General features: G+C 65.0%; 23 protein-coding genes. 10 read left to right on the top strand and 13 right to left on the bottom strand.

Annotation, left to right across the window (positions count from 1 at the left end; translation table 11 throughout):
• Positions 1 to 33: 33 nt before the first annotated feature.
• The 6 genes from OH705_RS19410 to OH705_RS19385 are packed head-to-tail and all read right to left on the bottom strand — an operon-like array spanning position 34 to position 6,256.
• Positions 34 to 1,575 (bottom strand): ABC transporter substrate-binding protein, encoded by a 1,542-nt coding sequence (locus OH705_RS19410; protein WP_104443817.1) that lies wholly within the window; start codon positions 1,573 to 1,575, stop codon positions 34 to 36.
• Between the two features lie 34 nt (positions 1,576 to 1,609).
• The gene (locus tag OH705_RS19405) at positions 1,610 to 2,584 is read right to left on the bottom strand and encodes an ABC transporter ATP-binding protein (RefSeq protein WP_038706163.1); all 975 of its coding nucleotides are present in this window, start codon (positions 2,582 to 2,584) and stop codon (positions 1,610 to 1,612) included.
• Positions 2,581 to 3,567, bottom strand: coding sequence for an ABC transporter ATP-binding protein (locus OH705_RS19400; protein WP_267302784.1), 987 nt, complete (start codon positions 3,565 to 3,567; stop codon positions 2,581 to 2,583). The genes OH705_RS19405 and OH705_RS19400 overlap by 4 nt, the downstream gene beginning before the upstream one ends.
• Positions 3,564 to 4,418, bottom strand: coding sequence for an ABC transporter permease (locus OH705_RS19395; RefSeq protein WP_038706161.1), 855 nt, complete (start codon positions 4,416 to 4,418; stop codon positions 3,564 to 3,566). Before OH705_RS19395 ends, OH705_RS19400 begins: the two co-directional genes overlap by 4 nt.
• Complete coding sequence (locus OH705_RS19390) at positions 4,415 to 5,362, bottom strand: ABC transporter permease (RefSeq protein WP_267302783.1); 948 nt, start codon at positions 5,360 to 5,362, stop codon at positions 4,415 to 4,417. The genes OH705_RS19395 and OH705_RS19390 overlap by 4 nt, the downstream gene beginning before the upstream one ends.
• 3 nt (positions 5,363 to 5,365) lie before the next feature.
• Positions 5,366 to 6,256: a proline iminopeptidase-family hydrolase gene (locus OH705_RS19385; RefSeq protein WP_267302782.1), complete on the bottom strand. Its 891-nt coding sequence runs from the start codon at positions 6,254 to 6,256 to the stop codon at positions 5,366 to 5,368.
• Positions 6,257 to 6,428: 172 nt separating this feature from the next.
• Here OH705_RS19385 and OH705_RS19380 point away from each other — a divergent pair, with 172 nt between their 5' ends.
• The 5 genes from OH705_RS19380 to OH705_RS19360 all read left to right on the top strand — a co-directional run bounded on the left by OH705_RS19380 (position 6,429) and on the right by OH705_RS19360 (position 9,884).
• A complete protein-coding gene (locus tag OH705_RS19380) occupies positions 6,429 to 7,190 on the top strand; it encodes a LuxR family transcriptional regulator (protein ID WP_038706159.1) in 762 nt (253 codons plus the stop codon).
• Positions 7,191 to 7,289: 99 nt separating this feature from the next.
• Positions 7,290 to 8,189 carry a proline iminopeptidase-family hydrolase gene (locus tag OH705_RS19375; RefSeq protein ID WP_094009959.1) on the top strand — a complete coding sequence of 300 codons (900 nt, stop codon included), beginning with the start codon at positions 7,290 to 7,292 and terminating at the stop codon, positions 8,187 to 8,189.
• Between the two features lie 176 nt (positions 8,190 to 8,365).
• A complete protein-coding gene (locus tag OH705_RS19370) occupies positions 8,366 to 8,788 on the top strand; it encodes a hypothetical protein (RefSeq protein ID WP_023630318.1) in 423 nt (140 codons plus the stop codon).
• A 52-nt stretch (positions 8,789 to 8,840) separates the two neighbouring features.
• On the top strand, positions 8,841 to 9,449 hold the full coding sequence (locus OH705_RS19365) for a dTMP kinase (RefSeq protein WP_267302781.1): 609 nt from the start codon (positions 8,841 to 8,843) through the stop codon (positions 9,447 to 9,449).
• Positions 9,450 to 9,557: 108 nt separating this feature from the next.
• Positions 9,558 to 9,884, top strand: coding sequence for a putative quinol monooxygenase (locus tag OH705_RS19360; protein ID WP_023630321.1), 327 nt, complete (start codon positions 9,558 to 9,560; stop codon positions 9,882 to 9,884).
• Between the two features lie 12 nt (positions 9,885 to 9,896).
• Here the strand turns inward: OH705_RS19360 and OH705_RS19355 are convergent, their stop codons facing one another.
• Positions 9,897 to 10,667 (bottom strand): SDR family NAD(P)-dependent oxidoreductase, encoded by a 771-nt coding sequence (locus tag OH705_RS19355; RefSeq protein WP_023630322.1) that lies wholly within the window; start codon positions 10,665 to 10,667, stop codon positions 9,897 to 9,899.
• 112 nt (positions 10,668 to 10,779) lie between these two features.
• On the opposite strand from OH705_RS19355, the gene OH705_RS19350 reads away from it, so the two are divergent.
• Genes OH705_RS19350 through OH705_RS19330 form a run of 5 tightly spaced genes read left to right on the top strand, consistent with a single transcriptional unit; the run spans position 10,780 to position 13,919 of the window.
• Positions 10,780 to 11,319: a chalcone isomerase family protein gene (locus OH705_RS19350; RefSeq protein ID WP_104443824.1), complete on the top strand. Its 540-nt coding sequence runs from the start codon at positions 10,780 to 10,782 to the stop codon at positions 11,317 to 11,319.
• Positions 11,320 to 11,321: 2 nt separating this feature from the next.
• Positions 11,322 to 11,858, top strand: a complete 537-nt coding sequence (locus tag OH705_RS19345; protein ID WP_110604649.1) for a DUF3833 domain-containing protein — start codon at positions 11,322 to 11,324, stop codon at positions 11,856 to 11,858.
• Positions 11,855 to 12,160 carry a DUF6482 family protein gene (locus OH705_RS19340; protein ID WP_023630325.1) on the top strand — a complete coding sequence of 102 codons (306 nt, stop codon included), beginning with the start codon at positions 11,855 to 11,857 and terminating at the stop codon, positions 12,158 to 12,160. The genes OH705_RS19345 and OH705_RS19340 overlap by 4 nt, the downstream gene beginning before the upstream one ends.
• A gap of 8 nt (positions 12,161 to 12,168) precedes the next feature.
• Positions 12,169 to 13,695, top strand: a complete 1,527-nt coding sequence (locus tag OH705_RS19335) for a cryptochrome/photolyase family protein (RefSeq protein ID WP_267302817.1) — start codon at positions 12,169 to 12,171, stop codon at positions 13,693 to 13,695.
• Positions 13,692 to 13,919: a DUF2256 domain-containing protein gene (locus OH705_RS19330; protein WP_267302780.1), complete on the top strand. Its 228-nt coding sequence runs from the start codon at positions 13,692 to 13,694 to the stop codon at positions 13,917 to 13,919. The genes OH705_RS19335 and OH705_RS19330 overlap by 4 nt, the downstream gene beginning before the upstream one ends.
• Here OH705_RS19330 and OH705_RS19325 read toward each other — a convergent pair.
• From OH705_RS19325 to OH705_RS19300, 6 genes are read right to left on the bottom strand one after another with little or no spacing between them, the layout of a single operon-like run.
• On the bottom strand, positions 13,812 to 14,300 hold the full coding sequence (locus tag OH705_RS19325; RefSeq protein WP_038706156.1) for a DUF2878 domain-containing protein: 489 nt from the start codon (positions 14,298 to 14,300) through the stop codon (positions 13,812 to 13,814). The two genes, OH705_RS19330 and OH705_RS19325, sit on opposite strands and share 108 nt — an antisense overlap.
• Positions 14,301 to 14,302: 2 nt before the next feature.
• Positions 14,303 to 15,562 carry a class I SAM-dependent methyltransferase gene (locus tag OH705_RS19320; protein ID WP_267302779.1) on the bottom strand — a complete coding sequence of 420 codons (1,260 nt, stop codon included), beginning with the start codon at positions 15,560 to 15,562 and terminating at the stop codon, positions 14,303 to 14,305.
• Positions 15,537 to 16,346: a DUF1365 domain-containing protein gene (locus tag OH705_RS19315; protein ID WP_038706154.1), complete on the bottom strand. Its 810-nt coding sequence runs from the start codon at positions 16,344 to 16,346 to the stop codon at positions 15,537 to 15,539. The genes OH705_RS19320 and OH705_RS19315 overlap by 26 nt, the downstream gene beginning before the upstream one ends.
• Entirely contained in the window at positions 16,343 to 17,590 is a 1,248-nt protein-coding gene (locus OH705_RS19310; RefSeq protein WP_023631986.1) for an NAD(P)/FAD-dependent oxidoreductase, read from the bottom strand. Before OH705_RS19310 ends, OH705_RS19315 begins: the two co-directional genes overlap by 4 nt.
• A gap of 6 nt (positions 17,591 to 17,596) precedes the next feature.
• A complete protein-coding gene (locus tag OH705_RS19305; RefSeq protein ID WP_094009953.1) occupies positions 17,597 to 18,349 on the bottom strand; it encodes an SDR family NAD(P)-dependent oxidoreductase in 753 nt (250 codons plus the stop codon).
• Positions 18,346 to 18,768 (bottom strand): nuclear transport factor 2 family protein, encoded by a 423-nt coding sequence (locus OH705_RS19300; protein WP_267302778.1) that lies wholly within the window; start codon positions 18,766 to 18,768, stop codon positions 18,346 to 18,348. Before OH705_RS19300 ends, OH705_RS19305 begins: the two co-directional genes overlap by 4 nt.
• Positions 18,769 to 18,852 lie beyond the last annotated feature (84 nt).

The following is an 18,852-nucleotide window of genomic DNA, read 5'->3' as shown; positions in this document are numbered from 1 at the left end:
GAAAAGGGGCGGCCATCAGCCGCCCCCTGACCTTCACTTCTGTGCAGTCGTCACCCCTGCATCCAGCTTCACCGTTTCCTCGAGCGTGAAACGGCCCAACGGGTTCTGCAGGAAGTTCTGGATATTGCTACGCGAGATGTTGATGTACGGGCTGTAGTACAGGTCGATCCAGTGCACGTCCTGCTTGGCCAGCTTCTGCAGGTCCTGGTACATCTGCCCGCGCTTGACCGGGTCGGTCTCCACCCGGGCCGCGGCCACCAGGTCCTTGACCTTGTCGTTGTGGTAGCGGGTCATGTAGTTCTGGTTGGTGTCGTGGCCGAGCACGAAGGTGGTCTTCTGGTCCGGGTCGAGCACGTCGTTGGTCCAGTACATCACCGACAGGTCGTAGTCGCCATCGACCAGCATCTGCCAGCTCTGGGTCGGGTCGACCTTCTGCAGGTTGGCGGTGATGCCGACATCGGCCAGCTGCTTCTGTACCAGCACGGCGATCTGCTCGTCGGCCTCGTTGCCGGCGTTGACCACGTAGTTGACCTTGAGCCCCTCGGCACCGGCCTTCTTCAGCAGTTCACGGGCCTTGGCCGGGTCGAACGGGCGTTGCGGGTTGTTGGCATTGTGGTACAGCGCGCCTTTTGGAATGTACGAGTAGGCCGCTTCGCCATGGCCGAAGGTCACGGTTTCCACCAGCGCCTTCTTGTCGATCGCCAGGTCGATGGCCTCGCGCACCTCGACCTTGCCCAGCAGGCCTTTCTCATGGTTGATGAGCAGGTGGTCCTCGCGGGTCGACGGGTCGATGTGGATGGTCAGGCTCTTGTCTTTCTGCAGCGCGTCAACGCGGGAGAACGGCACGAAGATCGCCGAGTCCAGTTCGCCGGCCTGGACCTTGAGCATGCGCGTGTTGTCGTCGGGGATCGAGATCCACTCCACGCCGTCCAGGCTGACCTTGTCGGCTTCCCAGAAGTAGGGGTTTTTCTCCAGGATCACGCGGTCGCCGCGCAGCCACTCCTTGACCTTGAACGCGCCGGAGGTCACCGGTTCCTGGGCGTAGGCCTCTTCGCCGATGGCGTCCATGGCCTTTTTCGACAGGATCGACACGTTGGCGGTGGCCAGCTGCGCGAGGAACGGCACCGACTTGTTCTTCAGGGTCACCACCAGGGTGCGGTCATCCGGTGCTTCGGCCTTGTCGATGATCTTGTAGGAGTCGGACCACAGCGAGCCGGGGTTGTCGCGGATGCGCAGCAGGGAGAACGCCGCATCGCTGGCCGTCAGCGGCGAGCCATCGGAGAACTTGGCTTCGCGAACCTTGAAGGTGTAGGTCAGGCCGTCGTCGGAGACTTTCCAGCTTTCGGCCAGGCCCGGCAGCAGCTTGGTGCCGCTGTTGTCGACGCGTACCAGCACGTCGTAGACGTTGGCGAAGACCCAGCTGTCGCGGTTCTGCGCGCTCTTGATCGGGTCGAAGGTGGTGCTCTCCTCGCGGCAGCCGATGGTCAGCACGCCGGCGGCCTGGGCCATGCCACCGGCCAGGGTGCTGGCGGCCAGCACGGCGGCGGTGAGTAACTTCAATGCGGTGGGTTTCATGCTCAAGCTCCGTTTGATGGTCATGTGGGGTGGGTCAGCACGGCAGTCGCGGGTGGACGCAGGCATGGTAGCGGCCACCTTCTGCGTGGCTGGGGGGAATATCTGCGCCGCACTCGGGCAACGCGTGGCGACAACGTGGGTGAAAGGCGCAGCCGGACGGTGGCTGCAGCGGGCTCGGCGGCTCGCCGGCCAGCGGGTGCTGCGGCAGGCGCCGGGCCGGGTCGATGTCGGCGATGGACTGCACCAGCGCGGCGGTGTAGGGATGGCGCGGGTCGTCGAAGACCTCGGCCACCGGGCCTTCCTCGACGATCCGGCCCAGGTACATCACCGCCACCCGGTCGCACAGGTGGCGTACCACGCCCAGGTCGTGGGTGATGAACAGCAGGGCCAGGCCCATGCGCTGGCGCAGTTCCAGCAGCAGGTTGATGATCTGCCCCTGGATCGACACGTCGAGGGCGGCGACGCACTCGTCGGCGACGATCAGCCGGGGCTCGACGGCCAGCGCCCGGGCGATGCCGACCCGCTGGCACTGGCCGCCACTGAGCGAGCCGGGCTTGCGTTCGGCGAGTTCCGCGCGCAGGCCGACCAGGCCGAGCAGTTCGGCGACCCGGGCGGGGATCTGCGCGGCGGGCACCTTGCGCTGCACCTGCAGCACCTCGGCGAGGATCTGGCCGATGCGCTGGCGTGGATTGAGCGCGCTGTACGGGTCCTGGAAGATCATCGCGGTCTCGCGGCGCAGGCGCTCGATATCCAGGCGGTTGCCCTGGCGCATGTCGCTGCCGTCGAACAGCACCTGGCCGCTGCTGGCCGGGGTCAGTTGCAGGATGGCCCGGGCCAGGGTGCTCTTGCCGCAACCCGACTCGCCCACCAGGCCCAGGGCCTGGCCGGCGGCGAGGCTCAGCGACGCGCCGTTGACGGCGTTGACCTTGCGTGGGCGCAGGTTTAACAGGCCGCCGCCCGGGGCGGGGAACTGCACATGCAGGTCGTTGACCTGCAACAGCGTGGTCATGACAGGCCTCCGGCCAGCAGCGGGGTATGGCAGGCCAGGCGATGGCCGGGGCCGATCACCCGCAGTTCCGGCAATTGTGCCCGGCAGTCAGGCGTGGCCTGCGGGCAGCGCGGTTCGAAGCGGCACCCTGCGGGCAGGGCGTCGAGCAGCGGCGGTTGCCCGGCAATGGTGTTCATCAGTCCCGCGTGCCGCCGCGTCGCGGGATGGCAGGCCAGCAGTCCGGCGCTGTAGGGGTGGCGCGGCTGGCTCAGCAGGGCCTGCTTGGCGCCGTGTTCACACAGGCGCCCGGCGTACATCACGGCGATGCTGTCGCAGGTCTGCGCGACCACGCCGAGGTCGTGGCTGATCAGGATCATCGACAGGCCGCGGCGGTCGCGCAGCTCCAGCAGCAGGCGCAGGATCTGCGCCTGCACGGTGACGTCCAGCGCCGTGGTCGGCTCGTCGGCGATCAGCACCTTGGGGTTGCAGCCCAGGGCCACGGCGATCATCGCCCGTTGCCGCATGCCGCCGGAGAACTCGTGGGGATAGCTGTCGACGCGGGTTTTCGGGTCGGGGATGCCGACTTGGCGCAGCACCTCGATGGCCTCGGCCCGCGCTTCGCGCCGCGAGGCGCCCTGGTGCAGGCGGATGCCCTCGGCGATCTGCGCGCCGATACGCATCAGCGGGTCGAGGTGGCTACTGGGGTTCTGGAAGATCATGCCCAGCTCGCGACCGCGCATACGGCGCATGCCGGCCTCGTCCAGGCGCAGCAGGTCGTTGCCGGCCAGGCGCACGGCCTGGCCTTCGAGGCGCAGGTTCGGCGACGGCAGCAGGCGCATCAGGCCGCGACAGGCCAGGGTCTTGCCCGAGCCGCTTTCGCCCACCAGGCCGAGGATCTCGCCCTGGCCGAGGTCGAACGACAGGCGATCGACCAGGGGGATATCGCGTTGGCCAGCGCGGGCGATGACGCTCAGTTCGCGGACCTGGAGCAGGGCAGGGCTCATGTGCGGTCTCCCAGCAGCTCGGCGACGCCGTCGGCCAGCAAGCTGAAGCCCATGGCCAGGGTCACCACGGCCAGGCCCGGGAAGGTGCAGATCCACCAGGCGCTGGTGATGAAACTCTGCCCCTCGGCCACCATGGTGCCCCACTCCGGGGTGGGCGGTTGCACGCCAAGGCCCAGGTAGCTGACGGCCGCGCCATTGAGCAGCACCAGCACGGCATCCGACATGCAGAACACCACCGAGCCGAACAGGGCGTTGGGCAGCAGGTGGCCGAACAGCACGCGCCGGTGGCTGAACCCCAGGCTCCTGGCGGCCAGGGCGAAATCGCCTTGCTTGAGCACCAGGATCTGCGAGCGGATCAGCCGCGCATAGGACACCCAGCCGACCAGGGCCATGGCGATGTAGAAGCTGCCCAGGCCCGGGCCGAGGATGGCCATGATCGCCAGCATCAGCACCAGGAACGGGAAGGCCAGGACGATATCGACCAGGCGCATGCAGATGTTGTCCAGCAACCCGCCGACATAGCCGGAAACCGCGCCGATGCAGGTGCCGAGCAGGAACGGAAAGATCACCCCGATCAGCGCCATCTGCAGGTCGATGCGCGCGCCCCAGATCACCCGTGAGAGGATGTCGCGGCCAAAGTTGTCGGTGCCGAACGGGTGACCAAGGCTGGGCGCGGCCAGGCGCAGGTCGGCGTTCTGCGCCAGCGGGTCGAACGGCGCTATCCATGGCGCGCAAAGCGCCAGCAGGCACCAGCCGAGGACGATCGCCAGGCCGCAGTACAGCGCCAGGCGGCCATTGCCCAGGTGCCAGGCCAGGCGCCAGCGTAGCGCCAGTGCGGGGCTCTGGCTCATTGGATGGTCACCCGCGGGTCGAGGGCGGTAGTCACCACGTCGGCGATGAAGTTCACTGCCACCGTGGCGCAGGCCAGCACCATGGCCACGCCCTGGACCACCATGTAGTCGCGGGTGAAGATGCCGCGCACGAGCAACTGGCCGACACCGGGCAGCGAGAACAGGCTTTCGATCACCACGGTGCCGCTGATCAGCCAGCCGATGTTGACCGCCAGCAGGTTGATGGTCGGCAGCATGGCGTTGGGCAGGACGTGCCGGCGCAGGATCGCCCCTTCGCCCAGGCCGCGTGCGCGGGCGGCGGTGATGTGGTCGGCCTGTAGCTCCAGGAGGATGCTCGCGCGCAGGTTGCGCACCAGCACCGCCGAGAGCGCCAGGGCGATGGTCAGGCACGGCAATACCAGGTGGTGCAGTTTGTCTGCCCAGGTGCGGCCATAGCCGGACACCGGGAACAGCCCCCAGTGCACGCTGAACAGCAGGATCAGCATGAGCCCCAGCCAGAAGGCCGGCAGGCCGAGCCCGGCGGTGGTGAACAGGCGGATCAGGTTGTCGGCCCAGCCGCCCTTGTGCCGGGCGGCGAGGGTGGCCAGCGGCACGGCGATCAGCAACGCCAGCAGCACGCTGCCCAGCACCAGCAACACAGTCGGCTCGATGCGCCCGGCAATCAGCGGCAGGGCGTCGACCTTGTACAGCAATGACTTGCCCAGGTCGCCGTTGAGCAGGTTCTTCAGGAAGTACAGGTACTGCACCCAGATCGGCTCGTCGAGGCCGAACTGGGCGCGAATCTTCGCGATCGCGTCCGGCGTGCTGCGCGCGCCCAGCAGCACCCGCGCCGGGTCGCCGGGGATCGAGCGCACCAGCACGAAGGTGATGATGCTGATGCCCAGCAGCACCGGCAGCAGTTGCAACGGGCGAATCAGGACGAACCGGTAACGTGCCAGGCTCATCGGTCAGCCCCGGTTGCGTTGCAGGAAGTCCAGCAACACCGGGAAATAGGCCTGGGGTTCTTCGTAGAACGGCATGTGGCTGCTGTTGGGGAACACGTGCAGCTCGGCGCGGCCGTGCAGGGCCAGGTTCATGCGCATGGCGCAGGCGGGGGTCAGCTCGTCGTGCTGGCCGGTGGTGATCAGCACCGGCATGCGGAACTCGCCCATCTGCTCGAGGCGGTTCCAGTCCTTGAGGTTGCCGATATAAAGGAACTCGTTGGGGCCCTGCATGGTGCTGTACGGGCCCATGTTCCAGTCGCCCAGCGAGCGCTGGATCGGCGCCGGCCACTGCTCGAGGCGGCAGACGTGGCGGTAGTTGAGCAGGGTGATGGCCGCCTGGTACTGGGGATGATCGAGGGTGCCCAGGGCCTCGTGGCGCTGCATCATCGCCACGGTCTCGCTGCCCAGCGCGCCGCGCAGGCGCTCAAGCTCGGTGATCAGGTGCGGAATGTCGCCGACAGTGTTCTCGAGAATCAGACTTTTCAGCGACTGCGGGTGATGAATGGCGTACTCGATCGCCAGCCAGCCGCCCCAGGAATGCCCCATCATGTGCACGCGCCCCAGGTCCAGGGCCTGGCGCACGCGTTCGACCTCGGCCACGTAGCGGGTGATGTTCCACAGGCTGTCGTCATCCGGGCGGTCGGAGGCGCCGGTGCCCAGCTGGTCGAAGGCGACCACGCGGATACCCTTGTCCTTGAGCCAGGCATGGGCGTCGCGCAGGTAGTCGCAGGGCAGCCCCGGCCCGCCATTGAGGCACAACAGCACCTCGTCACCTTCGCCAAAGCTGTACACCACGACGTTATGGCCATCGACCTCTACGTCGAACCGCTGGTCAGGTTGCATCTCACGCCACATCGCTACTCTCCTGTTGGCCATGGCTTGGGGCTATAACTAGCGCAGGAGATTTCGTCGCCTACAAGCTAGTGTTTCCTATAGGTTTTGTATGGCAGTCCCGCGCCAAGCCGTGGCATTCTACGTGCCGGACTTCGGGATGGAAATCCAAAAGGAATCACAGGGAGTGTCAGGTATGCAGGCCAAGGTGGCTGAACTCAATGCCCGTCTGGCGTCGGACAAGAGCCTGGACGAACAGATGGACAGCGTCGCCGAACTGGCGGCAGAACTGGGCTTTGATGCCCTCGTGTACGACTACAGCCCGGTGCCGCTGGATCATGTCGGCGAGCTGATCACCCCGAGCGTGGTCCGACTGCGCCAGACCCCGAAGGACTGGCAGGACCTGTGGTGTTCCGAGGGTTTCTACCAGATCGACCCGGTACAGCAGGTTGCCGTGTCCTCCATCGCGCCCTTCGTCTGGTCGTACCTGCCCAAGGGCGAGACCATCCTGCAGCGCCACATCGACCGTCGCCACGCCCCGGTGGTCGGCTACCTGCACGATGCGCAGCTGACCTGCGGCGTGACCGTGCCGATCCACCTGCCACGGGGCGGGCTGGCGACCCTGACCGGCCTGCGCCCCCAGGCCAGCCAGCGCGACCTGGACGACGCCCGGGAGCACCTGGGCGATTTCAGTCAGATTGCCCACGCTCTGCAGGAGGCGGCCTATCCCTTGCTGGCCAAGGAGTCCTCTACCCGCGCCATCCGTCTGACCCGCCGCGAAGTCGAGTGCCTGCGCTGGGCCGCCGAAGGCCTGACGGCAGGGGAGATCGCCGACAAGCTCAACCGCTCGCTGGCGACGATTTCCCTGCACCTGACCTCGGCGATGCACAAGCTCGGGGCCAAGAACCGCGTCCAGGCGGTCGCCCGGGCGGTGCATTACCGCCTGCTCGACCCGTGAAAAGGGCAAAAAAAACCGAAAACCTAGCAAATTCTCTAGTTATGCCGCGTTGCGCATAGGGATATCGTGTGTTCCATGATTCACATGGAGCCGGATGAAATGGAACTCACCCAATCGCGTGAAGGTTTTGCCCCCTTTGGCGAATACCAGACCTGGTACCGCGTCACCGGCGACCTGGCCTGTGGCCGCACCCCGCTCGTCATCCTGCACGGCGGCCCGGGCTGCACCTACGACTATGTCGATGCCTATAAAGATGTCGCCGCCGGTGGCTACCCGGTCATCCACTACGACCAGCTGGGCAACGGCCGTTCCACCCACCTGCCGCAGATGCCGCCGTCGTTTTGGACGGTGAAGCTGTTCCTGGATGAGCTCGACAACCTGCTTGAGCACCTGGGCATCAGCGAGCGCTACGCACTGCTGGGCCAGTCCTGGGGCGGCATGCTCGCCAGCGAACACGCGGTGCGCCAGCCCAGGGGCCTGCGCTGCCTGGTGATCGCCAACTCGCCGGCCGACATGCGCACCTGGGTGCGCGAGGCCAACCGCCTGCGCGAAGAGCTGCCCAAGGACGTCCAGGAAACCCTGCTGCGCCACGAAGCCGTGGGCGACTACACCGCGGCCGACTACATCGCCGCCACCCAGGTGTTCTACGACCGCCACGTGTGCCGGCTCAAGCCCTGGCCGGAAGAGGTGGCACGCACCTTCGCCCAGGTGGAGGCCGACCCGACCGTGTACCACGCGATGACCGGGCCCAACGAATTTCACATCATCGGCAGCACCAAGGACTGGACCATCGTTGACCGCTTGCCGCGGATCAACGTGCCGAGCCTGTTGATCTCCGGGCGCTATGACGAGGCCACGCCGCTGGTAGTCAAGCCGTACCTGGACCTGATCCCCGGGATCCGCTGGGCGTTGTTCGAGAACTCCAGCCACATGCCGCATGTGGAGGAGCGGGTGGCGTGCATGGGCACCGTGGTCAAGTTCCTCGACGAGAGTCTGTAGCTTCAAGGGCCGCCAGCCGGCCGACAGTTTCCCTTCCTCAGGCCTGTCCGGGTTCAACCCGGCGGGCCTGAGTTTTATCTCCTCCCAGGTGACGAGCACCAGCACGTTCCCACGCGGTGATTAACAACCCGACGCCCCAGCGCTATCCTTAATCCAGTTCCCCAAGGAACCTCACCATGCGCCGGCTGCTACTGCTGTTACTGATCACCGTCATCCCAGGCTGCCAAACCCCATTGCCCGCCGCCAACCCGCAGATGGCCTGGGTCGACCTGTCGCTGCCATTCCCCAATGACCGCGTCCTGCTGGCCGAACGCCTGGACAAGCAACGCCTGGACGAAGGCCGTTTCTTCCAGGTCAGCCCTGGCAGCCACGAACTGGTGGTGCGCTTTGACTATGAAACGAACGGCGGAGGAGGCATGAGCATGCTCGGCGGCACCACCGTCCGCCAATGCTACCTCACCCTCGATTACGCCCATTTCCAGGCCGGCCAGCGCTATGTGCTGGAAGCCCGCTCCATGGCCCTGACACCCGAGGCGAGGCTGTACAATGCCGCCCGGGAGATCGTCGCAGAGGTCAGCGAGTTCTACTGCCTGATGTGACCGAGCCCGGTTCATTGACTGTTCGTGAAGGAATTCAACCGTTGTGTGAAGCATGAGTCGTTCGCTGTTCATTTCCCTCGATGGCCCCAAGGGCACCGGCAAGACCACGCTGCTGGAAGCCGTCACCAAAGCGCTGAGGGCGGACAACAGGAAAGTGATCCGCATCTGCGAGAAGAAAAGCGATCCCTACCGGGGCGAAACCATGGTCCTGGTCAACCAGTTCGCCAGGAAACCCTGCCGGGACCTGGAAATGAAGGTTTGTGAGCGCCTGGCGGACAGCCGTGCCTGGATTTCCCGGCATGTGCTGGCCAAGCAACCGGCGGACAGCATCATCCTGATCGATCGCTGGTACCCGTCCGATGCGGCGTTTCGCCGACTGGTGCCGTTTGTCGAGATCCTTCGCTTGAACCTCGAACGCAACGTGCGGGTGCCGGACCTGCATGTGGGCGTTGTCACCGACCCTGAACTCTCGTGGAAGAGGGCAGCGGCGCGGTCGCGCGGATTGAGCAGTACCGTGATGCACGCGCTGGAGGAGCATGTCGCTTGCACCGAAGCGTTCGAGCGAGTGGTTGCCGATCAAGGGTGGGTTTTATGTCGCAACGAAGGAACGCTTGAAGAGGCGACAAGCGCGTTGGTATCTGAGATCCGTCGCCTGCTTTGATGGTCCTGATTTTCACTCCATCGGTGAAAGTGTTCACGCGCACGGCCGGTTTTTCCCAGGTGCCGGGCACGCCAGACTGGCTGGCAATCAACTGACCAGGAGCGTGACGTGAACACACAAGACCTTCCCCTCGTTTCCCTTGCCATCCTCAAGGCCAAGCCAGGCCAGGCAGCAGCGCTGAAAGAGGCCTTGCTGGCCCTGATCGAGCCGACCCGGGCCGAGCCCGGCAATCGTGACTACATGTTGTTCGAGCGCAGCGACGAGCCCGGGACGTTTTACATGCGCGAAGCGTTCGACCATCAACAGGCCCTGGACACCCACCTGGCCACCGAACACTTTCAGTATTTTGCCGAGCAGGCTGACCAGCTGCTGGCAGAGCCATTGCAACTGATCTTCCTTGACCCAGTATCCAGTGTCGTTGCGCCCTATCCCTGACACCCCTGCAAGTCACCAGGGAATTTGCCTTCCGTCCCAAGCCCAGAAGGTACCGGTCTGTGATGGTCCATGCCGGCCGATGAGTTCGAGGATGCAACCGGCGGCAAAAGCAGGCGAGAACAGTTTGTCGATTGGCACATTGCCCTGGAAGGGGCGCGAGAGCTGGGTGTCGGTGGTCCCAGGGTGCAGGGCAAGGACCGTCGAAGCGGGGTTGAGCCGCTTGAGTTCGATGCTGGCCGTGCGCAACAGCTGGTTGAGCGCGGCCTTGCTGGCGCGATAGCTGTACCAGCCGCCAAGGTGGTTGTCGCCGATCGAGCCGACCCGGGCCGACAAGGCGGCGTAGGTGACCGGTTGCTGGCGCAGCAAAGGCAGCAGGTGCCTGAGCAGCAGGATAGGGGCGAAGCAATTGGTCACGAAGCTGGCCTGCAACCCCGCGATGTCCAGTTGCGCCAGGGACTTCTCGGGGCGAGCCGGGGGTTCGTGGAGTACGCCAAGGGTACTGATGACCAGATTCAACTGCGCACAGCTGGCCTGGACCTGCGCCGTCAGTGCTTGCAACGCCTGTTCATCCCGAGCATCGCAATCGATGCGCATCAACCTGCGGCCATGCGTCAGGGCCAGCGCATCGAGCGACGTGCTGCGGGTTGCCTGGCGCGACACGGCGATCAGCAGGCCCACGTCTTCGCGTGCCAGCAGTTGTTCGCACAGGGCAAGCCCGATGCCTTGGCTGGCGCCGCAGACCAACACGTTTGCGGGGCTGTGGAGGTTGGTGATGACACTCATCCGAAGTGCTCCCTGGTATGAATCGAGCTGCCCTTAATTTCTATACAACATTGAAAATTATCTGTACAAAGCCATAATCTTGTACAGGATTTGTCTTCTGTACAGGTTTTTCATGGTTTGCTCCGGACGATTAGCCTGCCTCTGTCTGCTGCTGATTTCGCTCACTTCGGTCGGCGCGGATTGGCGAGCCACGCTTGTGACGGCTCAACGGCTGGGTGAAGGGGAATTCACCTGGTTCGGCCTGCGTCTGTACAGCGCCCGTTTGTGGGCCGAGGGACCGGTGCTGGACTGGAGCCGGCCATTCGCCCTGGAGCTGAGCTACCACCGGTCGTTGTCCCGGGAAACGCTGGTCAAGGCAAGCTTGGAGGAGATGCGCCGTCTTGGCGCCGGCACCGTCACCACGCAACAGTTCGACGCATGGGCCCGTGAAATGCAGGCGGCATTCGTGGATGTGCGCCCCGGTATGCGCATCACCGGGGTGTTCCTTCCGCAAACAGGTTGCCGCTTCTACGTCGATGGCCGACTGCGCCATGAAGTGGCCGATGTGGCTTTCGCCCGGGCCTTCTTTGCCATCTGGCTTGACCCGCGCACCCGGGATCCACAATTGCGCCAGCGCCTGCTCGGCCTGGCCGGTAACGATCGAGGACACTGAATATGTACAAAGCTTTGTTGTTGACCATGTGCCTGTTGCTCGGCAGCTGTGGCAACGTCGGCGTCGAGCACTACGCCGGCGAGCAACCCAAGCTGGACCTGGCGGCCTTCTTCGCGCGTCCGGTGCAGGCCTGGGGCATGTTCCAGAAGCGCTCAGGCGAGGTCGTGAAGCGTTTCCATGTGCGTATCGATAGTCACCGCGAGGGCGAGCGGCTGATCCTTGACGAGCGGTTTCTCTACAGCGACGGTACTCGACAGCGGCGCACCTGGACGCTGGTGCCCGATGGCCCCGGTCGCTGGCGTGGCACCGCTGGCGACGTGATCGGCGAGGCCCGCGGCGAGGTGGCTGGCAATGCGCTGCGCTGGCGTTACCAACTGGACCTGCCGGTTGACGGGCGGCACTGGCAGGTGGACCTGGACGACTGGATGTACCTGATGGACGACGACACCCTGATCAACCGCTCGCGCATGAGCAAGCTGGGCGTGGAGATCGGCCAGATCACCCTGTTCTTTCGCCGCCTGCCGGAGGGCACGCCATGAATCTCAATACACTCTTCGAGCAGGTCGCTGCCGGCCAGGTGCAGGCGTTGGAACTGCTGTCGCTGGAGGGCGGTTTCTACCTGCTGCGGGCGATGGCCAATGCGGGGCCGGTCACACTGAGCGACGATCAGGGGCAGGCCGTTCGTTTTCACTCCATCACTCAATTGCGCCAGACGCTGGCCGGTTTGCAGCCGGTGCCGTGCATGCTGGTCCAGCAAGTGGTGCACGATGAAATGTGTGGGCAGCGTGACGGCCCTGTTGCGCCGCTGCGGGTGCCGGTGACGTTGGACGAGCAGTGGTAGCTTCGGCGATGCGTCTGGGCCTGGTGCTGGGCGACCAGCTGTCGTTCGACCTGGCCAGTCTCGCCGCGCTTGACCCGGCCCGCGATGCGATTCTGATGGCCGAAGTGGAAGGTGAGGCGCGCTATGTGCCGCATCATCCGCAAAAAATCGTGCTTGTCTTCAGCGCCATGCGTCATTTCGCCCAGGCGCTCAGGGCACGTGGCTGGCAGGTGCACTACGTCGAATTGGACGCCGACGGCAACAGTGCCAGCATTGCCGGCGAACTGCGGCGCTGGCAGCAGGCTCTGGGCGCCAGCGAGGTTCACTTGACCGAGTGCGGTGAGTGGCGCCTGGAACAGACGCTCCGCGAGGCGGGGCTACCGTTGGTGTGGCACCGCGACACCCGTTTCCTGTGCTCGCGAGAGGCGTTCGCGCGCTGGGCCCAGGACCGTACCCAACTGCGCATGGAGCATTTCTACCGCGGCATGCGCAAGCGCTGCGGCCTGCTCCTGGAGCCCGACGGCAGCCCGGCGGGGGGCGCATGGAATTTCGATAACGACAATCGCAAGCCGTTGGCGCGCGGCCTGCGCGGTCCGTTCCCGGCGCATTTCGCACAGGATGACATAACCCGTGGCGTGGTGGCCCTGGTACGCCAGCGTTTCAGCGACCACTACGGCGAACTCGACGGTTTCGACTATCCCGTGACCCATACCGAAGCCCAACAGCTCTGGCAGCATTTTCTCGACTTCGGCCTGGCGGCGTTCGGCGACTACCAGGACGCAATGGCTGAAGGCGAGCCTTACCTGTTCCATGCGCGCATCAGCGCGGCGCTGAACATAGGGCTACTGGATGTGCGCTGCCTTTGTGAAGACGTGGAAAGCGCCTGGCGCCAGGGCCGGGTACCGCTCAATGCCGCAGAGGGCTTCATCCGCCAGTTGATCGGCTGGCGCGAGTATGTGCGTGGCATTTACTGGCTGCGTATGCCCGAGTACGCCAGGCTCAACCACCTGGGCAACACCCGCGGCCTGCCGGGCTTCTACTGGAGTGGGCAGACGCGCATGCGCTGCATGGCGCAGGCGATCGGACAGACCTTGCGCCTCGGTTACGCACATCACATCCAGCGGCTGATGGTCACCGGCAACTTTGCCCTGCTAGCCGGCATCGCGCCGCCCGCGATCTGCCACTGGTACCTGGCCGTGTACATCGATGCGTTCGATTGGGTAGAACTGCCCAATACCCTGGGCATGGTGATGCACGCCGATGGTGGCTACCTGGGTTCCAAACCCTACTGCGCCAGTGGTCGTTACATCCAGCGCATGTCCGATCACTGCAAGGCCTGCAGCTTCAGGGTGGATCAGGCGGTTGGTGAAGACGCGTGCCCGTTCAATGCGTTGTACTGGCATTTTCTCATTCGCCACCGCGCCCAGCTTTCAGGCAACCCCCGCCTGGCCTTGGTGTATCGCAGCCTGGACGGCATGGCGCCTGCCCGTCGCGAGGGTGTGTGGCAACGCGGTGAAACGCTGCTGGCGCGGCTCGATGCCGGCCAGGACCTATGAAGAAGCGGCATCTCCCGAGCAAAATATGCGCGGTGTGCGGCCAGCCTTTCGCCTGGCGCAAGCGCTGGGCGCGGTGCTGGGCGCAGGTGCGCTATTGTTCTGAACGCTGCCGCCGCTCAGCGCCGCGCGGCGAGACGCACCAGCAAGGGGAGGGCCAGGGCCCAGATCGGCACCAGCAGCAAACTTGTCACCACCGCCCCCAGGGGCAAGGTGACATCAGCTAGCCTGGCGCCGCCCAGGTACGCCAGCGGGCCTCCCAGCGCGCCCACTGACGCGCCGCGCCAGAACGGCCAGCCCGCCCACGCCAGGCTGTGGCGAAGGCCGCTGGCCAGTACCAGCCACAGCAATACCAGCCACAATGGCAGTGGCCATGCTTCAAAACGAAACAAGCCGATCGCCCCCAGCAGGCTATCAAGCACGCAACCGGCCAAGGTCACGCGCAACAGTGCGCGAACTTCGCTGCCGCGAGCCGCGCACAGTGTCAGGTGCACCGCCATCCCCAGCGGCACCAACAACAGTAGCCAGGGAACCTTGGCGCCCAGCACGCAGGCCCACCAGCCAACCTGCAGCCATAGCGCATTGGCGATCAGCCAGGCGCGGGGCATCGTCATTGCCCGGGCAACGGCGCCCGCCGCGCCTGGGGCGCCGCCCACAGTAACTGGGCCACGCCGATGGCACGTTCCTCGAAGCCGCCCTGGCAGTAGCACAGGTAGAATTCCCACAAACGCTGAAAGGTCTCGTCGTAGCCCAGGTCCGCCAGCGTGCCACGTGCCTGGCGCAGATTGTCGCGCCAATGCCCCAGGGTGATGGCGTAATCGACGCCAAAATCCTCCAGGTGCACGAGGTTGAGCGCGGTGCGCCGGCTGGCGGTGTCCAGCAACACACTCAGCGAGGGCAGGGCGCCGCCGGGGAAGATGTAGCGCTGGATGAAATCCACCGAGCGGCGCGCCCGGGCGTAGCGTTGGTCACGAATGGTGATGGCCTGCAGCAACATCAGCCCGTCAGGCTTGAGCAGTGACGCGCACTGGCGGAAGTACACGGGCAAGTAGCGGTGCCCCACCGCTTCTATCATCTCGATGGAGACCAGTTTGTCGAAAGTCCCCGTCAGGTCGCGGTAATCGTCACACAGCACGGTCACCCGTTGCTCCAGCCCGAGGTCCTTCACCCGTTGCAGGGTGTAGGTGTACTGCGCGTGCGACAGTGTCGTGGTGGTCACCCGGCAACCGTGGCGGGTGGCGGCATGAATTGCCAGGCTGCCCCAGCCACAGCCGATTTCCAGCAGGTGATCCTGCGCGCTGAGCTCAAGCCTTTGGCAGATGCGCTCCAGCTTATGCTGCTGCGCCTGCTCCAGCGATTGCCCGGGGTATTCGAACTGCGCGGCCGAATACATCATGGTCGGGTCAAGCAGTTGCTCGAACAGGGTATTGCCCAGGTCGTAATGGGCCAGGATGTTGCGTCGAGCGCCGCTGCGGTTGTTGCGGTTTAGCCGGTGCAGCAGCCGCAGGGCAGGGCGTCCCAGGCGCGCCAGGCCGCCCTCGAGGGCGTCGAGCACATCGAGGTTGGCCACGAACAGACGGGTGACCAACGCCAGGTCCGGGCTGCGCCAGTAACCATGGATATAGGCTTCGCCCGCGCCAATCGAGCCATTGCCGGCGATCAGGCTCCAGGCGGCATCCTCGAGTATCTCTATCTCGGCCTGCAGGGCGCTGCCAGGGTCGCCGAAGGTCCACTGGCGACCGTGGCAGAGCAGGCGCAGATGGCCGTGACGCAGTTTGCCCAGCTGGGCGAGCACGGCGTTGCGCGCCAGGCTGCCAAGCAGCGGCGCCAAGCCCGCAGACTTGCTAACACTCAGGGTCGGATTGGACATGATCGGGGTCCTCGCAGGGGTGGCCGAGTGCCAGGTCGCCCCGGCTGGCGCTGTGGTCGTGTATGGGGGTGCGTTTGATGAACAGGCGCAGGGCTTGCCAGTAGATGGCCCAGACGGTGCGCAGGCTCATCCAGGGGAAGGTCAGGACGTAGGCGCGTATGTCCTTGCCATCCAGGGGGCGGCGTTTCAGGGCCAGGTCGGCTTCGAAGACCTTCTGCTCGCCTTGCCAGTTCTCCATGTGAATGCGTACCTGCGCCTGGTCCAGGTGAAAACGCAGCCGATAGTCCATGTCCAGGGGCAGGAACGGCGATACATGAAAGGCCTTGGCCATGGCGAATGGCCTGGTCAGATCACCTTGTACCGGTAGCACATAGTGGAAACGCTCACGCCACGGGGTGTTGCGCACTTCCAGCAGAATTGCCGCCAGGTGTCCGTCCCGGTCATGGCAGAAATAGAAGCTCACCGGATTGAACGACAGCCCCCAGCAACGCAGTTGGGTCAGCAGGTACACGCGCCCGTCAGGCACTTGCCCGGTGGCCTGGCTCACCAGCAGTCGCGCGGCTTGGGCCAGCGGCAGACCTTGGCGGGTGAGGCTCGGCAGGTAGTCGGCTTCGCGCCAGCACAGCGGGGCCAGGCGCCAACGCCCCAGCCAACGAGACAGCCCCAGCCAGCCAGCCTGTTCATCCAGATCCAGGTAGAACATGCCGATCCTGTAACGAAAGGCATGGGCCCGTGGGCTCAGGCGCCGGTGGCTGATCCAACCCTGGCATAGGCCACTGTTCACAGTTGCTCTCCGAAATGCCTGGCGACCTGCAACGCACTGACCACCCCGTCCTCGTGGAAGCCATTGCCCCAGTAGGCGCCGCAGAAGTAGCTGTGTTGCTGGCCTTGCAATTGCATTTGCCGAGCCTGCGCGGCGGACGCCGCCAGGCTGTACTGCGGGTGGGCGTAGCTGAACCGCGCGAGGATCTGCGCGGGGTCGATCAGCGCGGTCTGATTCAGGCTGACGCAAAAGGTCGTCGGCGCTTCAATGCCCTGCAGGATGTTCATGTTGTAGGTCACCGCAGCTGGCGCCTGTTCGGGGCCGCCGAGGCGGTAATTCCAGCTGGCCCAGGCGTTGCGACGGCGTGGCAGCAGGCGGCTGTCGGTGTGCAGCACCACGTCGTTCTCGGCATAGCCGATGGCGCCCAGCACTGAACGTTCGTGCACGCTCGGCGCTTCCAGCAGCGCCAGGGCCTGGTCGCTGTGGCAGGCGAACACCACATTGTCGAAGCGCTCGGTACCGGCGTCGCTGACCAGGGTAACCCCGCCTTCGTCGCGACCGACCCGGTGCACCCGGCAGCCCAAGCGGATGCGCTCGGCGAAGGGGCGGCACAGCGGGGCGACATAACTGCGCGAGCCGCCCGCCACGACACGCCACTGCGGGCGCTGGTTCACTGACAGCAAGCCGTGGTTGCGACAGAAACGCACGAAGAATGCCAGCGGGAAACCGAGCATGTCGGCTCGCGACATCGACCAGATCGCAGAGCCCATGGGCACGATGTAATGCTCGATGAAACGCTGGCCGTAACCTCCTTCATCAAGGTACGCGCCCAATGTGGTGGTGGGCTCGATCCGCTGCTGTTCCAGGTCGGCGAGAGACTGCCGGTTGAAACGCAGGATATCGCGCAGCATGCCCCAGAACCCTGGTGACAGCAGGTTGCGGCGCTGGGCAAACAACGTGTTCAGATCGTGCCCGTTATACTCCAGGCCGCTGAGCGGATCATGCACGGAAAAACTCATCTGCGTCGGCTGCGAAGCGACCCCGAGTTGTTCGAGCAAACGAATGAAATGGGGATAGGTCCAGTCGTTGAACACGATGAACCCCGTGTCGATGGCATGGCGCTCACCGCGCCACACCACGTCGACGGTGTGGGTGTGGCCACCGACCCAGCCGGCGGCCTCGAAAACCGTTACTTCGTGCTTGCGCGACAACAGGTAGGCGCAGGTCAGGCCGGCGATGCCGCTGCCGATGATGGCTATACGCATGATTGATCAGTCCGTTTCTTGACGAGCCAGGCGCCGGCCCAATGCCAGGCGCGCTTGCGCCGGCAGCGCTCCGAGCAGGCGCAACCCCCAGGTGAACAGGCGCGGGAAGTTTATTTCCAGCGGCCGACGCGGCAGCCGTCTGACGATGTGCCGGGCGGCGCGCTGGGCTGACCACAGCTGAGGCATCGGGAAGTCGTTGCGACGCGTCAGCGGTGTGTCGACGAAGCCTGGATTGATCAGCGTGACGTCGATGCCGGCTTGCGCCAGATCGATGCGCTGCGACTCCACCAGGTAGCGCACAGCGGCCTTGGATGCGCCATAAGCGCCGGCGCGGGGCAAGGCCAGCCAGGTTACCGAGCTGCCCATGACCACCAGGTGCGGGCCGATACCGGCACGCAGCAGGGGCAGGGCGACCGCCAGGCAGTGGCTGAGGCTCAGCACATTGGTGCGGATAACGCGCTCGACCAGCGCCGGGTCGAACCGGCCCGGTTCCAGGTACTCGCAGGTACCGGCGTTGAAAATCGCCATGTCCAGGGCGCCCCAGGCCTGGCGAATGCGGTCTGCTATCTGCGCGACCTGCTCGGGATCGTCCAGATCGCCGTTGGCCAGCAGCACCTGCCCGGGAAAGCGCTCGGCAAAGGGCACCAGTTGCTCGACCCGGCGACCGCCAAGGGCAACCTGATGGCCTTGTTCCAGCAGGCACTGCGCGAGCGCCGCACCGATGCCGCTGCTGGCACCGGTCAACCAGCAGCGGCTCATGCCAACCGCCCCTTGAGCCAGCGAATCGCCCCCCCCATCAGCGGAATGTGCTCGTAGAGCAGCGCGCCGGCGTCGAAGAAATCCTGGTGGTAATGCACCCGGTCATGCCATTGCAGGTAACTGCAGCCTTGCAGGGAAACCGGGCGACCGCCTGCAAGCCGCGGATGACGAAATTGCAGGGTCCAACGCAGGTACCCTTGCCCGGTCCTCACCTCGTCGGCACCGGAGAATACGTAGCGGATGTCATGGGCGTTGGCGTACAGATGGGCGAAATACGCCCGCAGCTCGCTCAGCCCGTCAATCCGATGCAGCGGGTCGCGGAAGGTGACGTTCTCGCTGTACAGGTTCTCTAGCGCTTCGAGGTGCTGCCCATCGAGCTGGGCGAAGCGCTCGGCGAAATTCTGCAGGTACGTTGACATGCTCGGCTCCGACAAATCCTGTACAAACAAATTTTTTGTACAGGTATAGAAGAAGCCTACGTTTAAATCTGTACAAGTCAACGT

Source organism: Pseudomonas sp. BJa3, assembly GCF_026343815.1.
In the GTDB taxonomy this organism is placed as follows: domain Bacteria; phylum Pseudomonadota; class Gammaproteobacteria; order Pseudomonadales; family Pseudomonadaceae; genus Aquipseudomonas; species Aquipseudomonas soli.
This window is presented reverse-complemented; position numbering and strand designations above follow the sequence as displayed.